Raw genomic sequence first — 20146 nt, 5'->3', positions numbered from 1 at the left:
TCCGAATATACATTAACAAATAAAGTTGCTTATGCCTAAAAACTTCAAAAAGGTTGAAGATGTTCTGTATAGAAAAATTTTTAACTATGCCAAAGGGGGAATTTCTATAGTTAGCTTAAAAGGAGAATGGGTTAAGGTTAATCAAAGTTTAGTACAACTTTTGGGGTATCCAGAAGAAGAACTTTACACGATGGCTTTTCAAGATATAACTCATAAGGATGATCTCGAAAAGGATATTAATCTTATGCACCAGTTGCTTAATGGTGAAATAGAGAACTACCAAATGGAAAAACGATATTTTCATAAGGATGGACATATCGTTTGGGTGTTACTAACAGTGTCCTTAGTTAGAGATGAAAATAATGACCCATTGTATTTTATATCTCAAATTACAGATATTTCAGATCAGAAATCGGCCTCATGGAGATTTAAATTTCTTATGAATGTTATAAAAGGACAGAATAAAACTCTAAAAGATTTTACGTATATAGCAACCCATGATATAAGAACTCATATTGGGAACTTGAGTTCTATTTCTGAGTTCTTAGAAGATGAGTTTCCGAATTTAACAGAGAGTGAAAATTTTGAAATGCTAAAAGAGTCTATTTCAAATTTAAATGCCACAATAGAGCATCTTAGTAAGATAAAAATAGATAAATCTATTAAAGAGCAAAATCTAGAAGTTTTGTTGTTAGATACGTATGTGACCAATGCAACCTATAATGTTAATGCTATAGCTAAGAAAGAAAACTGTACAATAATTAATAACGTTGAGAGGGGTATAAAAGTTATGGGCACAGAAGCATACTTAGATAGTATTATTCTTAATTTTTTAACCAATGCTATTAAGTATAAATCTCTAGATCGAAATCCCATAATAGAGTTGTCTACAGAAATAAAAAACCAGTATGTGGTTTTAACAATAAAGGATAATGGCGTCGGCATAGATTTGTCTAAAAATGGTTCTAAACTCTTTACATTAAACGGAACTTTTAATAATCATCACGATAGTAGAGGTGTTGGTCTATTTATAACAAAAAATCATATTGAAAGCCTTGGTGGTAAAATTGAGGTAGAGAGTGAACTTGATAAGGGAACTAGTTTTTCGTTGTATTTTCTAAGGGCATAAATTTATGATAGGCGATTAAACTTTTTTTAACTGTTATAGTCTTAACAACATATTAACAATAAAAAAAGTAATCATGAATTATTCAAATCACCAACTAAGCAAAGTCATTAAGAATGGAAATAGAAAAACTCTATATGTTAAACAAAAAGCAATTCTATGTCTTATTCTTTTAAGTTTAGTTTTTAACTCATGCAGCAATAGTGATGAGGTTATAGAAACAGAAGACGTCGCACAAGACACAACAGAAGTACAACGCTCTGCTGAGATTGACCAAATAGATAATATTTTAGGAGATTTAGTAATAGATGCCTATGAGGAGCAAGAATCAATAGCAGATAGAAGGGGTACTACTGCAGATAGTTCTAATGATGCATTTTATGCAAAAGATATTCCTGAGTGTGTTACAATCACTGTAGTAGCTCAACAAAATTATAGAGAGGTAACACTAGACTTTGGTACTGAAGGTTGTATAGTAAATGAGCATCTCATTCAAGGAGAAATTGTTTTTGATTATACAAGAGATACCGAAGCACAAGAAATTATGATAAATTATAGTTTAGTAGATTTTTATTTTGATGGTAAAAATGTTATTGCAAACCGTTCTATTTTAAAAGAGCTAACTAACGACAATGGTAACCCTCAGTTTACGCACAATTTAAGTATTACTGTTGTTTGGCCAAATGGAGTGCAAGCTTATAGAGAGGGTACGAGGGTAAGAGAATGGATTGAAGGATTTGATAGTGGTGTTTTTAGCGATAATGTATTTGAAATTACGGGTGATTGGACAGCGACTTTTGTTAATGGTAATACACACTCCTATGAAGTTTTAGTGCCTTTAAGAAGAGAGGTTGTTTGTGTTTATTTCGTTAGTGGCTCGTTTGATGTACAACGTACAAACTTTGGAGGTGTTTTTGATTTTGGAAATGGTAATTGTGATAACCAAGCTACTTTTACGTTTAACAATGGTACAGAAGTACCTATAACTTTAAATTAACGCGGTTTCATTTAGTTGAATGGAAAAAAAAAGGCGAGCTATTTAGCTCGCCTTTTTTATGCCCTTAATGGTTGATTCTTTATTAAATCAATATACTGATTTACTTTTTTCTTTAAATCTTTTCTATGGGTTATAAAATCTAAGAAACCATGCTCTAACAAGAATTCTGAAGTTTGGAAGCCTTCTGGCAATTCTTGTCCTGTTGTATCTCTTACCACTCTTGGTCCTGCAAAACCGATTAAAGCACCTGGTTCAGCAATATTAATGTCACCAAGCATAGCGAATGAAGCGGTAGTACCTCCTGTTGTTGGATCTGTACATAATGATATGTAAGGTATACCAGCATCCGCAAGTTGTGCTAATTTAGCTGAGGTTTTTGCTAACTGCATTAAGGATAAAGCTGCTTCCATCATACGTGCTCCACCAGACTTACTAATAATCATAAATGGAGTCTTTTTCTTTAAAGCATAGTCTGCAGCTCTAGCAATTTTTTCACCAACAACACTTCCCATTGATCCTCCAATGAAGCTAAAATCCATGCATGCAATTACCAAATCTTCACCCATAGATTTTCCAACAGCTGTACGTACAGCGTCTTTAAGGTTAGTTTTGGTTTGTGCAGCTTTTAAACGATCTGGATATTTCTTTGTGTCAACAAACTTAAGAGGATCCTTTGAGGTTAAATCTGTATCTAACTCTTTAAACTTATTGTCATCAAAAAGAATTTCAAAATACTCTTTACTGCCAATTCTTACATGATAGCCATCTTCTGGACTAACGTAAAAATTTTGTTCAAGTTCTTTAGTGTCAATTATTTTTCCTGTTGGGGATTTGTACCAAAGTCCTTTGGGAGTGTCTTTCTTTTCTTCTGTTGTAGTTTGAATCCCTTTATCTTTTCTCTTAAACCAAGCCATATAAATTTGATTTTTTAAACCCTTTGATAAAAATTCATAGGGTAATTTTTAATCATAGATTTTAAAAGATTTCTATAATTAATGCTATTAGTTAGTTGAAGCAAAATTACTACTAATTAATTAAACTCAAAAGTAGTTGCTTCATGTTATTGATAAAATAAACAAACCTATCAAAACTAAAAATTAGCTCTGATAGGCCTGAAAATATGCAATACGTTATTATAACGTGTCTACATTATTTAAATCTTCAAATGCTTTTTTAAGACGTTCTACAAACGCTTGTTCACCTTTTCTTAACCAAACTCTAGGGTCGTAGTATTTTTTGTTAGGAACATCGTCTCCTTCAGGATTACCAATTTGAGTTTGCAAGTAATCGTGATTGTCCTGTACATAATCTCTAACACCACTTAAGAAAGCCCATTGCATGTCGGTGTCAATATTCATTTTTATAACTCCATATCCAATGGCTTCTCTTATTTCTTCTACTGTAGAGCCAGACCCTCCATGAAAAACAAAGTCAATATGGTTATGACCCACATTGTATTTTTCGGTTATGTATTCTTGAGAGTTTTTTAAGATTTTAGGGGTTAATTTCACATTTCCTGGTTTATAAACACCATGAACGTTACCAAATGCAGCAGCAATAGTAAACTGATCACTAACCTTACTTAACTCTTCGTATGCGTAAGCAACTTCTTCTGGCTGCGTATATAATTTAGAAGCATCTACATCACTATTGTCTACACCATCTTCTTCACCACCTGTAATACCAAGTTCTATCTCTAGGGTCATGCCCATTTTGCTCATACGCGCTAGGTATTGTTTACAGATTTCTATATTCTCTTCTATAGGTTCTTCAGATAAATCAATCATATGAGAGCTATACAGAGGTTTTCCTGTTTCTTCAAAATGTTTTTCACTTGCATCTAATAAGCCATCAATCCAAGGCAATAATTTTTTTGCACAGTGGTCTGTATGTAAAATTACAGGAACACCATAGGCTTCAGCCATGTGGTGAACATGTTTAGCACCAGCAATTCCACCAGCAATAGCACCTTTTTGGTCTTCGTTTCCTAAACCTTTTCCTGCGTTAAATTGTGCACCGCCATTAGAAAACTGAATGATTACCGGAGCGTTTAGTGCTTTGGCTGTTTCTAAAACACCATTTATAGTATTAGAACCAATAACATTTACTGCTGGTAAGGCAAATCCTTTTTCTTTAGCTAATTTGAAAATTTCCTGAACTTCTCTACCTGTTGCAACGCCAGGTTTGATATTATGACTCATTATATTATGATTGAAAATTAGATATCAAAAATACATAATTTTAGTCATTTTTTTGTGTGAATAATAAGAATAATGGCTATAAAATCTCGAAAACGATGTAGATGAATGAAGGCTTTTAAAAAGGATAATTTATACCAATGTTATACACAGCGTTTCTAAAATTATAATCTCTAAACCAACGATTACCTTCGCTTTGAGAAGGATCGTAAGTCTTAAAACCAGTATCAAATCTAAGTACAAAGAAGTTAAAGTCGTAACGAAGTCCAAAACCAGAACCTACAGCAATATCCTCGAGAGAATTAAAGTTTGTAAACGTGGCTTTATCGTCTTCAACATTATCTAAAACATTCCATATGTTTCCTGCATCAACAAAAAGGGCACCTTTAAAATTACCAAACAGACTAAAGCGCTGCTCTGCACTGAGGTGTATTTTAAAATTAGCCTCGTTAAATTCGTTAGTAGTATTAGAACTTCCTGGCCCAAGGTTATAAGCGGTCCAGGCTCTATTATCGTTCGGTCCACCTGCAAAGAAACTTTTTGCAAATGGAATACTGTTAGAGTTACCGTAAGGAATTGCAATCCCAGCATAACTACGAAATGCAAAAATGTTGTTTTTGCCTAAATCAAAATATTTAATGTAGTCTATCTCTGTTTTAAAATACTGAGAAAACGCTACGCCAAAAACTTCATAATTTCCATTTTCATTTTTTGAGGCACCAAAAATTTCAGAAAGATTAGATAATAGATTACCAGCAAGCTCAACACGCCATCTAAAAATAGAAAAGTCGTTATCAAAAATGCTGGTACGTCTATTTTTTTGATAATCAAAACTTGTAGAAAATATAAGGTTGTTCTCGGTTAAACGTTCTTTTCGTTCTTCGATATTATTTACAGTTTCAAAATCATCATCAGCTGAGGTTAAACTTGTGTTTCCATTAAGAACATCATTAATAAACTGATCGGCTTCTGTTGGGATGCTTAAGCTGTTATCTGAAGCTATATAGCCAATGTTTTGAGCGATATTATTAAGTCTGTTATAAGAGTTTGTGTATACACCAAAATAATTACTGGTATTTAGGTTTTTTACAAATTGAACATTAAAGAGCTCTAGGGTGTTTGTTACCGTTCTGGATGGTAGCCAGTTATAACTTAATAGTCCTGATAAGGTTTGTTTGTCTAACCCAATATTCTGTTGGCTGGTTGTAGATATATTTATAGACGTGCTTGGTGACATGTACTTAGGGATAATACTGTCGGTATTAAATGGTGTAAACAAACGAGGTATTGTAAGTCTTACGTTACCACCAAACTCATTAATATCAAAAAAACTGTCATCATCATCACTACCATCTTTTGAAGCACCAATAGCAGCAATACCACTTATTTCTAGAGTTTCTGCTCCCTTAAAAATATTTCGGATTTTTAGACCAGGTGTTACGGAAAAACCTATAGTTTGAATGTTGCTTTGAGAAACATCTACGTCTAAACTAAGTGCATACTTTTTTCTTGGTTCTAAAAATATGTTAGCGGTAAGTGTAGTGTCTTCAGAGTTTTCTAGGTATTCAATACTTGGGTATCTAAACATCTGTAAGTCATTAAGATATCTTAAGGATCTACTTCGAGCTAAATCGGTATAGATGTCACCTTTGCTTATAAAAATAGCATCGGTAAGTGCTTTGGGTCTAAATCTTAATTTATCCTTACTATAAAGGTTATAGTTTTTGTAAACTGTGGTATCTGAAATCGCTTTGTCTCGATTGCTAAAATTATCATCTGTAAAAATATTAACCTCTTTTATTTTGTATATTTTAAAAGGTTCTACTCTAGAAGAATCATCTGATCTAATAACTCTGTTTGAAATAATAAGATCAGTATTAATTTTATGATTTGTGTCAATGGTATCTGTTTCAAATCTTATGTAATCTTGTCCAAAGTAATAGAAACCTTTGTTTCTTAAGTAGGTGTTAATACGCTCTCGTTCATCCTCATAATTTTGTTCATCGTATTGCTCTCCCTTTTTTAAGAGTGTTGCTCTAACAAATCTAGGGTAAAGCGAATCTATTAAGGGACTGCTGATAACTGGGTTTAACGAATCTAAAAAATACGGTTTGTTTTTGGTAACCTTATATGTTACTTGTGCCTTTTTATTGCTGTCTTTTTCTACTTCAAAGGTTACCTCATTATCAAACCAACCTTTACTGAAGTAATACTTCTTTAAGTTATTTGCGGTCTTCTCTGTTTTTTCTTCGTTATAAATTGTAGGTGCTTCACCTGTACGTTTTAACCAACTGTTAAAGTTTTTTCTGGCCTCTATTTCTCTGTCAAATTGTTTCTTAGATAGTAGTTTTGTTTTCCAGCGTACTTTTGAAGAATCACTTAATACTTTTGCCTGTAAAATAGAATCTATATTTGGTCTTGCTAAATTATAAACATGCAGCTTTAAAGGGAAACCTAATAAGCTATTCATGCCTGTGTTAGTTTTTTGAAGAATGATATTGTTAACACGTTCTTCTTTATTAACCTTATCATCTACAATAATGGTGTTTTTTGTAATTAAATGTTCATTAGATTTTACGCGTTTTACTACATCACAAGAGTTAAAAACAGCAATAAAAACCAACAATAAAATATAATGTAGTCTTTTAGAAAGTATAGATGCTATTAAAGGTAGAATTTGCAAGCTTTTTAATATATATTTTTTTGTTATTGGTTGCTACAAACAAAAATTAGTCCAAAAAAGGTTTACTTTGTATTTAATCTAAGCAAATGTAAAGACATTTTAATGGTTACAAAGCAAGAAATAAAGTTAATTAAAAGTTTAAATCAAAAAAAATACAGACAACAGTTAGGGCTTTTTACTGTTGAAGGCATAAAAGGAATTGAAGAATTTTTAAAATCAGATTTCAAACTTCATCGTTTATATACTACAAAACAGATTTTTGATGATTCAAAAGGTGATGTTGTAGATATTTCTGAAAACGAATTAAAAAAGATAACAGCTTTAAAGAATCCTAACACAGCTCTAGCTATTTTTGAAATTCCAAAATCAGATAAAGTAGATGATGATAACTTAATTGTAGCTTTGGATGACGTAAGAGATCCAGGGAATTTAGGAACAATTATTAGGCTTTGTGATTGGTATGGTGTTAAGGATTTGGTTTGTAGCCAAAACACGGTTGATTGTTATAACTCTAAGGTGGTTCAGGCAACGATGGGCTCGTTAACAAGAGTTAATATCAGTTATCTCAACCTTTCTGAATTTATATCAAGATATAACGGTGATGTTTTTGGAACCTATATGAATGGTGAAAACATTTACAATGCAGATTTGCCAAATAAAGGAGTTATCGTTTTGGGTAATGAAGCTAATGGTATTTCAGAGAAAATATCATCTATAATAGATCGAAAAATAACCATTCCTCAATTTGGGAAAAGTAAGGATACAGAGAGTCTAAACGTTGCAAATGCAACAGCGATTGTGCTAAGCGAATTTAGAAGACGAACTATTGAAATGTAAAGTTTATAAAGATACCTCTGGTTTGCATTTTAGCAACATTACCAGTCCATGGGCTATTAGGATCAGTATCTCTAATAATTTCATCGTTTATAGCAAAAACTCCACGAATTGAAGGAGTAAATTTAAAATACAGTAGGTATAAGTCTATACCAAAACCAATCTCGTAGAAGTAAGTGTTTTTCTTCATTCTAAATTCTCCCGAACTATTGTCGTCTGGATTGTCCTGATTGCTCGAAAGGTTTAATGCTGTAGAAAAACCACCAATTAGAAATGGTTTGAAATTGTTTATTCTTTTAGTTGAAACTTTTAAGAGTAACGGAATATGAATGTAAGTAGATTTTACCTCTCTCAATAAATCTGAATCATTGTAATCAGTACCAGCAAAATAGCTTTCATTGTACATTAAGTTTCGGGTTGTAAAAAATACTCCAGGCTCTAATCTTAAGTTCATGTAATCGTTAATACGCATGTCTCCAATAAGCCCTAGGTGAAATCCAAATGTATTGTCAACTAAAATATCATCAAGGTTTTCTTCATATTCAAACTTAAAATCGTATTGATTAAAGCCTAAAAAGTAACCCCAAGACAAAAACTTTTGATCCAAGTTGTCAATATTATTAGCTACCTTCTCTTTAGTAAATAATTGTGCAGTCGCAGATTGAGCTGCTATTAAGAATGTTAAGAAAACAAAGATTTTCTTCATAATTATGCTTTAGATGCTGTGTATATAGTTGCCACACCCATAGTTTGTGGTTTATCTTCGACATTTATAAACCCAATTTTTCTCAAAATATTGTTTAATTCTTCACCATAAGGAAAAACAGATGCCGATTCGCTAAGGTAATTGTAAGCTATTTTATCTTTTGAAAATAATTTGCCGATAGTAGGCAAAATAAATTTTGAATAAATTTTGTAGCCAAACTTGTAAATTGGGTTGGTTGGCACCGAAGTTTCTAAAATAACAAAAATTCCGTTAGGCTTTAAAACTCTTAAGATTTCTGATAGTCCTTTTTCTAGATTTTCAAAATTCCTAACGCCAAATGCTACGGTTATAGCATCAAAGGTATTGTCTTCAAAAGGTAAGTTTTCAGAGTCGCCAATAACCATAGAGATGATGTTCTCTAATTTTTTAGAGGTTATTTTTTTTCTGCCAACTTCCAACATGCCATTGCTAATGTCTAAACCAATAATTTCTTTGGCATTGGTAGCGGCTAAGTTAATGGCTAAATCACCAGTGCCTGTTGCAATATCTAGAATGTTTTCAGGCTGTTTATTGCCAACAATTTTTACGACTTTGTTTCGCCATTTTACGTCAATACCAAAAGAAATCACTCTATTTAGTCCATCGTATTCGTTAGAAATGGTATCAAACATTTCGGTAACCTGCTCTTTTTTAGAAGCATCACTATCTTTATACGGTTTAACTTTTTCAGCCATTAAAAAATTTTTTGCAAAAATACGTGAATTTTTTTGTTTGAAAATTCAGAATTCACAAATCCCAAATGAAAATTTTCTTGAAATGTTAATAGTTTGTCACCAACATTAAGTTTAAAGCTTAGTGATGCGTTAACTTATTACTTCTTACTATATTTGTATGTTTATTTTGAATAAAACTTTAGATGAAAATAATTATCGCAGGTGCTGGAGAGGTAGGATTTCATTTGGCAAAATTATTATCCTATGAGTCGCAAGAGATCACTCTTATAGATACAAAAAAGGATAATTTAACCTATGCAGGTGAGCACCTTGATATAAAAACTATAAAAGGAGATGCTACATCAATTGCGATCTTAAGGGAAGCACGTATTGAGTCTGTAGAACTATTTATCGCAGTAACATCTTCTGAGACTACAAATATTACAGCTTGTGTGTTGGCTAAGCAATTGGGAGCACAACGAACCATCGCTAGGATTTCTAATACCGAATTTATTGAGCAGAAGGATGCCATTGGTTTCTCGCAATTTGGGATAGATGAGTTAATTTCTCCAGAATCATTAGCAGCTTCAGAAATTGAATTATTATTAAACCAATATGGGTTTAATGATACTTATGAGTTTGAAGGAGGAGCATTAACTATGCTTGGGTTAAGACTTTCTAGAACGGCAAAATTTGTAGGAAAGACTGTAAAAGAGGCGGCAGAGTTATATTCAGAATTACATTTTATTCCTATTGCAATTCAACGTTATGGAACACAGTATACTATTATACCTCGAGGTGATACACAATTTAAAGAAGGAGATAAGGTTGTTTTTATGACTTCTGAAGGTGGTGATGCCGAATTGTTTCAACTCTCTGGTAAAGCAAAAACAGACATTAAGAATGTAATGATTCTTGGTGGAAGTAAAATAGGTTATAAAACTGCTAGAGATCTATGCAAAAGTAAGTTTAATGTAAAACTTGTAGAGAGCAAAAAACCATTGGCAGAAGATTTAGCAGATAGATTGCCAAACGCTTTAATAATCTGTGGTGATGGTAGAAATGTAGAGATTTTAGATGAAGAAAATATTAACGACATGGATGCTTTTATTTCTGTTACTGGTAATTCTGAAACTAATATCATGTCTTGCTTATTGGCAAAATCTAAAGGTGTTAAAAAAACAATTGCTTTAGTAGAAAACATGGACTACTATCAGCTATCACAATCTATAGGTATAGATACGCTAATCAATAAAAAGTTATTAGCTGCAAATAATATTTTTAGGTACATGCGAAAAGGTGAGGTTGTTGCCATGACCAAGCTTACCAATATGAATGCAGAACTATTAGAATTTGTGGTAAAACCTAACTCTAAGATTACAAATAGAATAATAAAAGACTTAAATTTCCCTAGGTCTGCTATATTTGGAGGTGTAATTAGAGATGGTGAAGGTATGATTCCGTTAGGAAGCTTTAAGATTGAAGCTGGCGACAGAGTCGTTGTGTGCTGTTTGCCTCGATCAATCTCAGAGGTAGAAGCCTTTTTCTCGTAAAAACATTATGTCTAGAATACGACTTAACTATAAGATCATTTTTCACTTTTTTGGACTGCTTTTGCTTTTCAATGGTGGCTTTATGATGCTTGCCACTCTAATCAGTCTTATATACAAAGACGGAGTAACCTTAAATCTGTTCTTAGCAAGTTTATCTACTTTGCTTTTAGGTGGTGTGGCCATGTATGGCACCAAGAATCATAGTAAAGAAATGAACAAGCGAGAAGGTTACATTGTAGTGGCCTTTGGTTGGATAGTGATGTCGCTTACAGGTACTTTACCATATATGGCAACAGAGTCTATACCAACTTTTACAGAGGCTTTTTTTGAAACTATTTCTGGTTATACCACAACAGGTGCTAGTATTCTAAATGATATAGAGATACTGCCCGAAGGTGTTTTGTTTTGGAGAAGTATGACGCACTGGATTGGTGGTATGGGTATAATAGTACTAGCTATTGCAATTCTGCCATTGTTAGGCGTAGGAGGTATGCAGCTTTTTGCTGCTGAAGCACCAGGTCCAGGAGGTGATAAGTTGCATCCAAGAATTACAGATACAGCAAAACGATTATGGCTAATCTATTTTGGATATACAGTTGCAGAAACAATTCTATTACAGGTTGCAGGTATGTCGTTTTTTGATGCCATTAATCATGCACTCAGTACATTATCAACTGGTGGTTTTTCAACCAAAAATGCTAGTGTAGCCTATTGGAATGATAATCCAGCAATTCAATACATCATTATTTTCTTTATGTTCTTAGCAGGTACCAATTTTGTATTGAGTTATTACCTTTTTAAGGGTAAGGTTTCTAAAATTATTCAAGATGATGAGTTTAAATTATACTTTAAATTTATTGCCATCTTTACTATTATTGCTGCTTCTTTAATTTATTTTAGAGCTGATATTTCAAAATCTACAATAGCACATCCAATGGTTTTTGGTGAAGCCGAAAGCGCTATAAGACATGCCTTATTTCAAGTATTAACGGTAATAACAACTACGGGATTTGTTTCTGCTGATTATACCATGTGGACACCATTTTTAACAGTCTTTTTCTTTGGTTTAATGTTCTTAGGAGGTTCTGCGGGAAGTACTTCTGGAGGTGTAAAGGTGGTAAGACATTTGATTTTAATAAAAAACGGATTCTTGGAATTTAAGCGTTCATTGCATCCTAATGCTATTTTGCCAGTTCGCTACAATACTAAATCAATTTCTAAAGATATTGTATTTAATGTGCTGGGATTCTTTATATTGTATATGTTATCCTTTATTATCGGAGCTTTGGTTTTCTCCATGTTTCAAATGGATTTTGAATCAGCCATAGGTTTATCGGCCTCAAGTTTAGGTAACGTAGGACCTGCACTCGGTGATTTTGGACCTGTAAATAATTATGCTGCATTACCGCCTTTAGGTAAATGGTGGGCTTCTTTTTTAATGCTAATAGGTCGATTAGAATTGTTTACTGTGCTCATAATAATGACACCTTTTTTCTGGAGGAATAGATAAAAATTAAAATTTTTTTAATTTTTTTTAGAATTTACCTAGCCTATAATTTTACTGCTATTTTTTGAGTTCTATGTTCTAAAAATCAGACTGTTGTTGTCACACTGTTTGTAACATTTTTATTTCTGTTGCGTCATATTTGCGTAACCAATTAAAAATTATCAATCATGGAATTAGTATTAAATCAAGAATTAGAATCTGTACCAGAACCCATTGCGGTATCTCATTACACAACAAACGGTTTGTTAAATTCTAATTACAAATCTGTAGTGAAGCACAACTTTAGCAAGTCTACAACAAAATCTGTTTTCGGAATTAGACAGCGTATTAAGTCTTCACAATTAGGTAAAGTAGACCACGTTGCAGCCATATTAAAATTGTCTGTATTCGTTATAGCTTTAATCGCTATTTTCTAAAATATACTCACTTTATTTTCTGAACTCTAACTGACATTTATGTCTTTTATATCGTGCGCTCTTACAAGCGAACAAACTATCTTTTATCTAAATATTAAAATTTAAATTCAATAATTATGGGTTTTGGTGGGTCTGTACAAGCAATGATAACAACTCTTAAGAACAACGAAAAGATGCGTTCTAAAAGAGGTAATTTCAAGAAAACAGTACATAGTTCTGGATATAGCAAACAAAAACCAGAGTATGATTTTCCTGAGGCTACACCACAAATGCTTAATGAGATAAAAGAAAGATTGCAAAAAGAGCGTAAGAGACGTACCTATAAAGTCGTTGCTTTAACAATTATCTTGTTTTTAGGATTGGCTTATTTAGTTTTTATAGAATTAAAATAAAACTAATATTGCCTTTAGCAGAATCAATGATAAGCGCTCTTAAGAGTAATAAAAGTGTTATGCTTGATAAGTCTAAACGCTTTAGAAAGACGCTTGGAGGTTATAATAAAAATCGAAAAGGGAATTTTGATTTCCCTGAAGCATCACCAGAAATGCTTCTTGAAATAAGAAAAAAGTTAAAGAGAGAACAACAAATACTATGGTTAAAAATTAGTATTGTTTCAATTATAATAATAACGCCTTTGGTTTGGATGCTATTGGCATCATAAAAAAAGCTATAATTCATCATTCAGAATTATAGCTTTTTTAAAAATGTTATAATAGGTAAGGTTTAGCTTAGAGCTTCCTTAATTCTTTTAATAGCTTCTATAATTTGTTCTTGAGAAGCGGCATAAGAAATACGTATACAATCAGGATTTCCAAAAGCTTCACCAGTTACTGTGGCTACAAGCGCTTCTTCTAATAAAAATAAAGACATGTCTGTAGCGTTATTTATAGTTTTTCCTTTAATAGTTTTTCCAAAATAAGCAGATACGTTAGGAAATACATAAAAAGCACCTTCTGGTTCATTGGTTTTAAAACCATCAATACCATCAAGTAACTCTAAAATTAACTGACGACGTTCTTTAAATTCATCAATCATATATTTTATACGAGCTGGGTCAGCTTCTAAAGCAGAAATGACAGCACGCTGAGCAATACAATTTGCACCACTTGTTACCTGACCTTGCATTTTGTTACAAGCTCTGGCAATCCAGTCTGGTGCACCAATATAACCGATTCTCCAGCCAGTCATAGCAAAGGCTTTAGAAACACCGTTTATGGTTATTGTTCTTTCGTACATGTCTTCAAACTGAGCCATGCTATGGTGTCCGCCAATAAAATTAATGTGCTCATAGATTTCGTCAGAAGCTACGTATATGTTTGGATATTTTTGTAATACATCTGCAATAGCTCTTAACTCTTCTTCACTATATACAGAACCACTTGGGTTGCAAGGGGAACTGTACCAAAGCATTTTGGTTTTTGGAGTTATAGCAGCTTCAAGTTGCTCTGCGGTCATTTTAAAGTCATTAGAAATATCAGTTTTTACTTCAACAGGAACACCTCCATTAAGCTTTACAATATCAGCATAACTAACCCAATAAGGACATGGTAAAATAACTTCATCACCATCATTCAGCATTACCGAAGCAATGTTAAATAATGATTGCTTAGCTCCTGTAGAGACTACTATTTGAGATCTTGAATAATCCAACCCATTATCGCGTCTAAATTTTGTAATTATCGCGTCTTTTAATTCTACATAGCCGTCAACAGGTGTGTAGCTATTGTAGTTATCGTTAACAGCTTTTATTGCTGCCTCCTTTACAAAATCTGGAGTGTTAAAATCTGGTTCTCCCAGACTTAATCCAATAATATCTTTACCCTCTGCTCTTAGTTCTCTGGCTTTTGCAGCCATAGCAAGGGTTGCTGAAGTCGATAGATTGTTAATTCTATCAGAAAGTTGGTTCATGTGTTAGTTATAATAGAATTATGCTTGCATTGCTGGTCGCGTTCCCATTTCTTTCAAAAATCTAAAATGCGCAGCAATTGCTTTTCTTGTGGTTTCGTATTCTTTATAAGGTAAATTAAACTCTTTAGCAGTATCCTTTACAATTTTAGCAATCTTTCCATAATGTATATGACTTATGTTTGGAAAAATATGATGCTCTACCTGATGATTTAATCCGCCTGTATACCAGTTTACTAACCAGTTTTTAGCACCAAAGTTAACAGTGGTTTTAAGCTGATGAATTGCCCAGGTGTTTTTCATTGTACCATCTTTTTCTGGCATTGGCATTTCAGCTTCGTCCATAACGTGTGCTAATTGAAAAACAACACTGAGTATAAGGCCAGCAACATAATGCATAATAAAAAAGCCAATTAAAACTTCGTACCATGCCAAATCAGTTAATAGAATCGGTAAAACAATCCACATAGCAACATAGACTAATTTAGAAATTACCAATTTACTCCAATTTACGATTGGATTAGGGAACTTACCATAAGATAACTTGCGCTTCATGTAGCGTTTCATTTGCTGAAAATCAGTGGTAATTGCCCAATTTATTGTTAATAAGCCATAAAGGAAAATAGAATAGTAATGTTGAAACTTGTGGTGCTTACGCCATTCAGCATGTTCTGAGAATCTAAGAATTCTTCCTGCCTCTAAGTCTTCATCATGACCATGAATATTTGTATAAGTATGATGAAGCACATTGTGCTGTACTTGCCAGTTATAAACATTTCCTGCTAAGATATAAATGCTACTTCCCATTAAACGGTTTACCCATTCTTTGTTAGAGAAAGCACCATGGTTACCATCGTGCATTACATTCATACCAACTCCAGCCATACCAATACCCATAACAACGGTTAATAGTAGTTGAGCCCAAGTAGGTATGTCTAAGGTGATAAGTAAAAAATAAGGGGTTAAAAAAATCGCAAACATAACAATGGTTTTTAACCATAGTTGCCAGTTTCCTGTTCTTTTAATGTCGTTTTCTTTAAAGTAGTTGTTAACACGTTTATTTAAAGTTCTAAAGAACTTAGCCGAGTCAACACGAGAGAATGATAAGGTTTGTTGAGCCATAAATCAATTTTTTTCTTTTTATCTATAACGAAAAGGGATTAAATTCATTATAAGTTGACAAAGATAATTAATAAATAAAATGATTCCTTATGCTAAGGTGTTAATTTATGCACACTAAAATAGTTATTTTTGCACAAATTAAAATTGATGGATTTAATTCTTAAGTATTTTCCTGATCTAACTGAACATCAGATTGAACAATTCTCAGCATTAGAAGCATTATATAAAGATTGGAATTCTAAGATTAATGTGGTGTCTCGTAAGGATATAGATGAGCTGTATCTAAGGCATGTTCTGCATTCGCTTGGTATTGCTAAGGTAATTAAGTTTACAGATGGTTCTTCAATCTTAGACGTTGGTACTGGAGGTGGTTTTCCTGGTGTGCCTTTGGCTATTATGTTTCCTAATTGTCAGTTTCATTTAGTAGATAGTATTAATAAAAAATTGAAAGTGATTAACGCAGTTAGCGAAGCTCTTGGTTTAACTAATGTAAGAACAACCCATAGCAGAGTAGAGGTAATTAACGAAACCTACGATTTTATTGTTAGTAGAGCTGTAACGGCAATGCCAGAATTTACAAAATGGGTGAAGGGTAAAACTGCTAAAAAGCAACGAAATGAATTAAAAAACGGTATTCTATACTTAAAAGGAGGTGATTTAACCGAAGAGTTAAAACAATACACAACAGTTAAAGCTTATCTCTTATCAGATTATTTTGAAGAAGATTTCTTTGAAACTAAAAAAGTAATTCATTTGCCACTTAAACATCGTTAAATAAAAAAGCGCTTCTGCACGAAGCGCTTTTTTATGTGGTATAATTAGATTAATTAGCAACAAACTTAGTTGTAAAGCTAGTATTGTTTTCTGAGGTTACATTCAATATGTAAAATCCAGAAGCTAGATTTACGGGAATTGTAGTTCTGCTATTTAATACTATTGAAGTATTGTAAACTACTTTACCTGAAACATCAACAATTTGTATGGATCCACTAGATTCAGTGTTTGAAAGAAGTACTAATTCATTTTTTACAGGATTACTTTCAAGTCGAAACGAAATCACTTTATTGTCGGTACTACTTAATGGAGGGGTTAAGATTTCAGTTAATGCAAAATTAACATTGTTCTCTGTCAATTGGGTGTGAGGCTCGTTGTCGTTTGGTAAAAATGTATTATCAAAAGGTGTGATGTTTGTTGTTCCTCTACTAGCTAAATTGATATCATGATGCCAATCTATTTCATCATCTGTAATTTCTAAAGCCAATCCACTTACAGAAGGAATAAAACTAAATTTATCTATTTGCAAAGCGTTTACAAAATCGCCAGCAGTACCACCACCAGAGGCTATGTCTCCGGTTAAAGCTGCCAGATCAAAAAGTCCTCCTGGTGCAGAATCTACACCATCGGAATATGAAAATGATTGACTACTGGCTTCAGAGCCTTCTACTTCAAAACCAAAAATAGAGATGCCAATATCACTTACTAAAGACGTCATGTTTGCAGCTGGTGTAAGGTTTATTTCTACATTAACAGTTGCTGTAAAGCTACCAGCAGGAACATTAAAGCTATCATCAATAACAGTGTAATTATTAGTAACTGTTGGTCCGCTGTTACCCATTGCAAAATAAGAACTACCAATACCACTTCCATTAATTATAGCTACGTTTCTTGTGTTTTCAGGAAATCCTGAAGTATTAAAACTATTGATATTACTTTCAAATTGAGTTCTAAAAGGATGAGGTTGAGGTAACGTAATTGAAGGGTCAAAATTCACAGGGCTTCCAGATTGAAGATGTGCTTCAAAATGATCAACCAGTAATTGTCTTGCGGCCGGAGATTTTAAAAACGAATCTATAAGAGGTTGTACTTCGGCAATTGGTTGTGTGCCATTGTAAGCAAGAAAATTTAATTGGTGTTGCAATCCAATAGGAACATTAGCTCCATGATGCGGAGAATCAAAAGACATATATAGTCTTGTGTCTGCATCCATTGCGTTAGCTTCCATATAATTTAAAGCATAGCGCGATATTAACCCACCCATACTTGGGCCAATAATTACATTTTGCTCAGGGTTAGTAGCGCCAGCTTTCGATGTATTTACGATATCCAAAAGTTCTACTAATAACATAGCGTTTCGCTCTATAAAATCAGTACCACCATCTATTGTTGCTCCATCAGCAGCTCTTACATAAACAGGAAAGTTTAAGATAATAACATCAAAACCTTCTGCTCTTACTAAGTCTGCTAAGTTTTGTGAACCAGAGCTGCCAGTAAAATCTAATAAACTGTATAATCCAGCAATGTCTCTAGAGTCACCTGGATCAAAGCCATCTACGACAATGATTGGTTTGTCTAGCACATTATCAGAACTTAAAAACATTTGATACTCTCCTTCACCAGGATAATTGCTTGCTTCACCATAAGATGATAAATCTGGTGTTACACTAGATGTGAATGATATTTGGGCTAAAAGTAATGAGGGAATAATCGAAAAGATTAAAATGTAGAATTTCTTCATATTGAGGGAGTTTTTGGTTTTAGACGCAAAAGATAGTGGTTTTAAAAAGGCAACAGTTATATTTTCTATGAAGCGCAAAAAAAATCCTTAAAAGCATGAGCTTTTAAGGATTTGTAATTCAGTTTGTTATGCTGGTTATCCTAAGAAAGGGTATCTGTAATCTGTTGGTGTTACAAATGTTTCTTTAATTAACCTTGGAGACACCCAACGTAATAAATTTTGAGCACTACCAGCTTTATCGTTTGTTCCTGATGCTCTGGCACCACCAAATGGTTGCTGGCCAACAACAGCACCAGTTGGCTTGTCGTTGATGTAGAAGTTTCCGGCAGCGTTTTGTAACGCTTTTGTAGCTTCTTCAACAGCGTATCTGTCGGTAGATAAAATAGCACCTGTTAGAGCGTATTCGCTTGTTTCATCAACAAGTTTTAAAGTCTCTGAATAAGCATCATCTTCGTATACATAGATTGTAATCACAGGGCCAAATAACTCAGTGCACATTGTTGTGTATTTAGGATTTGTAGTTACAATAACTGTTGGTTCTATAAAGTAACCCTTAGATTTATCGTAATTTCCACCAGCAATAATTTCAGCATCGCTATCAGCTTTTGCTTGGTCTATATATTTAGCTAATTTGTCAAATGAACCTTCATGAATTACTGCAGTGATAAAGTTGCTCATGTCTTCAGGAGAACCCATTTTGAATGAAGCAAGATCTTCTAAAACATAGTTTTTAACATCTGCCCAAATACCTTTTGGAATGTATGCTCTAGATGCTGCACTACATTTTTGACCTTGGAATTCAAAAGCACCACGAGAGATAGCAGTTGCTACTTGCTTAGCATTAGCGGATTTGTGAGCTACGATGAAATCTTTTCCACCAGTTTCTCCAACTATTCTTGGATATGTTTTGTAGTTGTGAATGTTTTCACCAATTTGTTTCCAAAGTTCTTTAAATATAAATGTAGAACCTGTGAAGTGTAAACCAGAAAAATCTGGACTAGCTAAAACAGTATTGGTAATCATTACAGGATCTCCAAATACAACATTGATAACACCATCTGGTACACCAGCTTCTTTAAAGACATCCATAATTACTTTAGCAGAATATACTTGGCTGTCACTTGGTTTCCAAACAACCACATTACCCATTAATGCCATACAAGCAGGTAAATTACCAGCAATAGCAGTAAAGTTAAAAGGTGTTACAGCATAAGTAAAACCTTCAAGCGGACGATACTCAACACGGTTCCAAGCATCGCTTGTACTTTCTGGTTGCTCCATGTAAATGTCAGTCATAAACTGAACGTTAAAACGTAAAAAGTCTATAAGCTCACATGCAGAATCAATCTCTGCCTGGTGGATTGTTTTAGACTGTGCAATCATAGTTGCAGCATTAATTTTTGCTCTGTAAGGACCAGCAATTAATTCTGCAGCTTTCAGAAAAATACCAGCACGTTGCTCCCAAGGTAATTGAGACCAAGTCTTACGAGCCTCTAATGCTGTAGCAATAGCTTCTTCAACGTGCGCTTGCTCAGCTACATGGTATTCGCCAACGATATGTTGATGGTCGTGAGGAGGAGACATGGTTCTGGTATTTCCAGTTTTTATATCTTTTCCATTAATATATAAAGGCACTTCTACTTTGCTGTTAAACATAGCTTTGTAAGTTTCGGCTACAGCTTTACGCTCTGGTGAACCTGGTGCATAAGACTTTACAGGCTCATTAACCGCTACAGGTACATTAAAGAATCCTTTTGACATAATATGATTGTTTTTGTTTGAATTTTGAAAGTGCAAAGGTACAATTTTTAAAGCAGAAAGTTGGTTTCAAACGTTATAGTTCTGTGAAACTTGCATGCATATTTTTTTGT

The 20146-nt window shown here is 33.4% G+C and carries 18 protein-coding genes; 9 read left to right on the top strand and 9 right to left on the bottom strand.

Annotation, left to right across the window (positions count from 1 at the left end; genetic code table 11):
* Positions 1-31: 31 nt before the first annotated feature.
* Positions 32-1129, top strand: a complete 1098-nt coding sequence (locus V1468_RS00910) for a sensor histidine kinase (protein ID WP_331808384.1) — start codon at positions 32-34, stop codon at positions 1127-1129.
* A 73-nt stretch (positions 1130-1202) separates the two neighbouring features.
* Positions 1203-2123: a hypothetical protein gene (locus V1468_RS00905; RefSeq protein WP_331808383.1), complete on the top strand. Its 921-nt coding sequence runs from the start codon at positions 1203-1205 to the stop codon at positions 2121-2123.
* A gap of 56 nt (positions 2124-2179) precedes the next feature.
* Here V1468_RS00905 and accD read toward each other — a convergent pair whose 3' ends face one another.
* The 3 genes from accD to tamL form a co-directional block, all read right to left on the bottom strand.
* Positions 2180-3037 carry an acetyl-CoA carboxylase, carboxyltransferase subunit beta gene (accD, locus tag V1468_RS00900; RefSeq protein WP_331808382.1) on the bottom strand — a complete coding sequence of 286 codons (858 nt, stop codon included), beginning with the start codon at positions 3035-3037 and terminating at the stop codon, positions 2180-2182.
* 219 nt (positions 3038-3256) lie between these two features.
* Complete coding sequence (gene fbaA, locus V1468_RS00895; RefSeq protein ID WP_331808381.1) at positions 3257-4324, bottom strand: class II fructose-bisphosphate aldolase; 1068 nt, start codon at positions 4322-4324, stop codon at positions 3257-3259.
* Positions 4325-4439: 115 nt separating this feature from the next.
* Complete coding sequence (gene tamL, locus V1468_RS00890) at positions 4440-7004, bottom strand: translocation and assembly module lipoprotein TamL (RefSeq protein WP_331808380.1); 2565 nt, start codon at positions 7002-7004, stop codon at positions 4440-4442.
* Between the two features lie 102 nt (positions 7005-7106).
* On the opposite strand from tamL, the gene V1468_RS00885 reads away from it, so the two are divergent.
* The gene (locus V1468_RS00885; RefSeq protein WP_331808379.1) at positions 7107-7841 is read left to right on the top strand and encodes a TrmH family RNA methyltransferase; all 735 of its coding nucleotides are present in this window, start codon (positions 7107-7109) and stop codon (positions 7839-7841) included.
* On the opposite strand, the gene porT is transcribed toward V1468_RS00885, so the two are convergent.
* Together porT and ubiE are read right to left on the bottom strand one after the other, a co-directional pair.
* On the bottom strand, positions 7828-8544 hold the full coding sequence (gene porT / locus V1468_RS00880; RefSeq protein WP_331808378.1) for a type IX secretion/gliding motility protein PorT/SprT: 717 nt from the start codon (positions 8542-8544) through the stop codon (positions 7828-7830). The two genes, V1468_RS00885 and porT, sit on opposite strands and share 14 nt — an antisense overlap.
* A 2-nt stretch (positions 8545-8546) precedes the next feature.
* Positions 8547-9278 (bottom strand): bifunctional demethylmenaquinone methyltransferase/2-methoxy-6-polyprenyl-1,4-benzoquinol methylase UbiE, encoded by a 732-nt coding sequence (gene ubiE, locus V1468_RS00875; protein WP_331808377.1) that lies wholly within the window; start codon positions 9276-9278, stop codon positions 8547-8549.
* A 182-nt stretch (positions 9279-9460) separates the two neighbouring features.
* Between ubiE and trkA the strand changes: the two genes are divergently transcribed.
* From trkA to V1468_RS00850, 5 genes are all read left to right on the top strand, one after another.
* Positions 9461-10810 carry a Trk system potassium transporter TrkA gene (trkA, locus tag V1468_RS00870; RefSeq protein ID WP_331808376.1) on the top strand — a complete coding sequence of 450 codons (1350 nt, stop codon included), beginning with the start codon at positions 9461-9463 and terminating at the stop codon, positions 10808-10810.
* Between the two features lie 7 nt (positions 10811-10817).
* Complete coding sequence (locus tag V1468_RS00865) at positions 10818-12320, top strand: TrkH family potassium uptake protein (RefSeq protein WP_331808375.1); 1503 nt, start codon at positions 10818-10820, stop codon at positions 12318-12320.
* A 164-nt stretch (positions 12321-12484) separates the two neighbouring features.
* Positions 12485-12733 carry a hypothetical protein gene (locus tag V1468_RS00860; RefSeq protein ID WP_331808374.1) on the top strand — a complete coding sequence of 83 codons (249 nt, stop codon included), beginning with the start codon at positions 12485-12487 and terminating at the stop codon, positions 12731-12733.
* Between the two features lie 116 nt (positions 12734-12849).
* The gene (locus tag V1468_RS00855) at positions 12850-13125 is read left to right on the top strand and encodes a hypothetical protein (RefSeq protein ID WP_331808373.1); all 276 of its coding nucleotides are present in this window, start codon (positions 12850-12852) and stop codon (positions 13123-13125) included.
* 8 nt (positions 13126-13133) lie between these two features.
* A complete protein-coding gene (locus V1468_RS00850) occupies positions 13134-13394 on the top strand; it encodes a hypothetical protein (protein WP_331808372.1) in 261 nt (86 codons plus the stop codon).
* 62 nt (positions 13395-13456) lie between these two features.
* Here V1468_RS00850 and V1468_RS00845 read toward each other — a convergent pair whose 3' ends face one another.
* The gene (locus tag V1468_RS00845) at positions 13457-14641 is read right to left on the bottom strand and encodes a pyridoxal phosphate-dependent aminotransferase (RefSeq protein ID WP_331808371.1); all 1185 of its coding nucleotides are present in this window, start codon (positions 14639-14641) and stop codon (positions 13457-13459) included.
* 18 nt (positions 14642-14659) lie between these two features.
* A complete protein-coding gene (locus V1468_RS00840; protein WP_331808370.1) occupies positions 14660-15760 on the bottom strand; it encodes a fatty acid desaturase family protein in 1101 nt (366 codons plus the stop codon).
* A gap of 147 nt (positions 15761-15907) precedes the next feature.
* Here V1468_RS00840 and rsmG point away from each other — a divergent pair, with 147 nt between their 5' ends.
* Entirely contained in the window at positions 15908-16534 is a 627-nt protein-coding gene (gene rsmG, locus V1468_RS00835) for a 16S rRNA (guanine(527)-N(7))-methyltransferase RsmG (protein WP_331808369.1), read from the top strand.
* Between the two features lie 49 nt (positions 16535-16583).
* Here the strand turns inward: rsmG and V1468_RS00830 are convergent, their stop codons facing one another.
* Both V1468_RS00830 and pruA read right to left on the bottom strand, forming a co-directional pair.
* Complete coding sequence (locus V1468_RS00830) at positions 16584-18275, bottom strand: T9SS type A sorting domain-containing protein (protein ID WP_331808368.1); 1692 nt, start codon at positions 18273-18275, stop codon at positions 16584-16586.
* 135 nt (positions 18276-18410) lie between these two features.
* Positions 18411-20036, bottom strand: coding sequence for an L-glutamate gamma-semialdehyde dehydrogenase (pruA, locus tag V1468_RS00825; RefSeq protein ID WP_331808367.1), 1626 nt, complete (start codon positions 20034-20036; stop codon positions 18411-18413).
* Positions 20037-20146 lie beyond the last annotated feature (110 nt).

This window comes from Winogradskyella poriferorum (assembly GCF_036553625.1).
Classification (GTDB): Bacteria; Bacteroidota; Bacteroidia; order Flavobacteriales; family Flavobacteriaceae; genus Winogradskyella; species Winogradskyella poriferorum.
The sequence above is the reverse complement of the archived record's forward strand: the minus strand, read 5'-3'. Positions and strand labels throughout refer to the sequence as shown.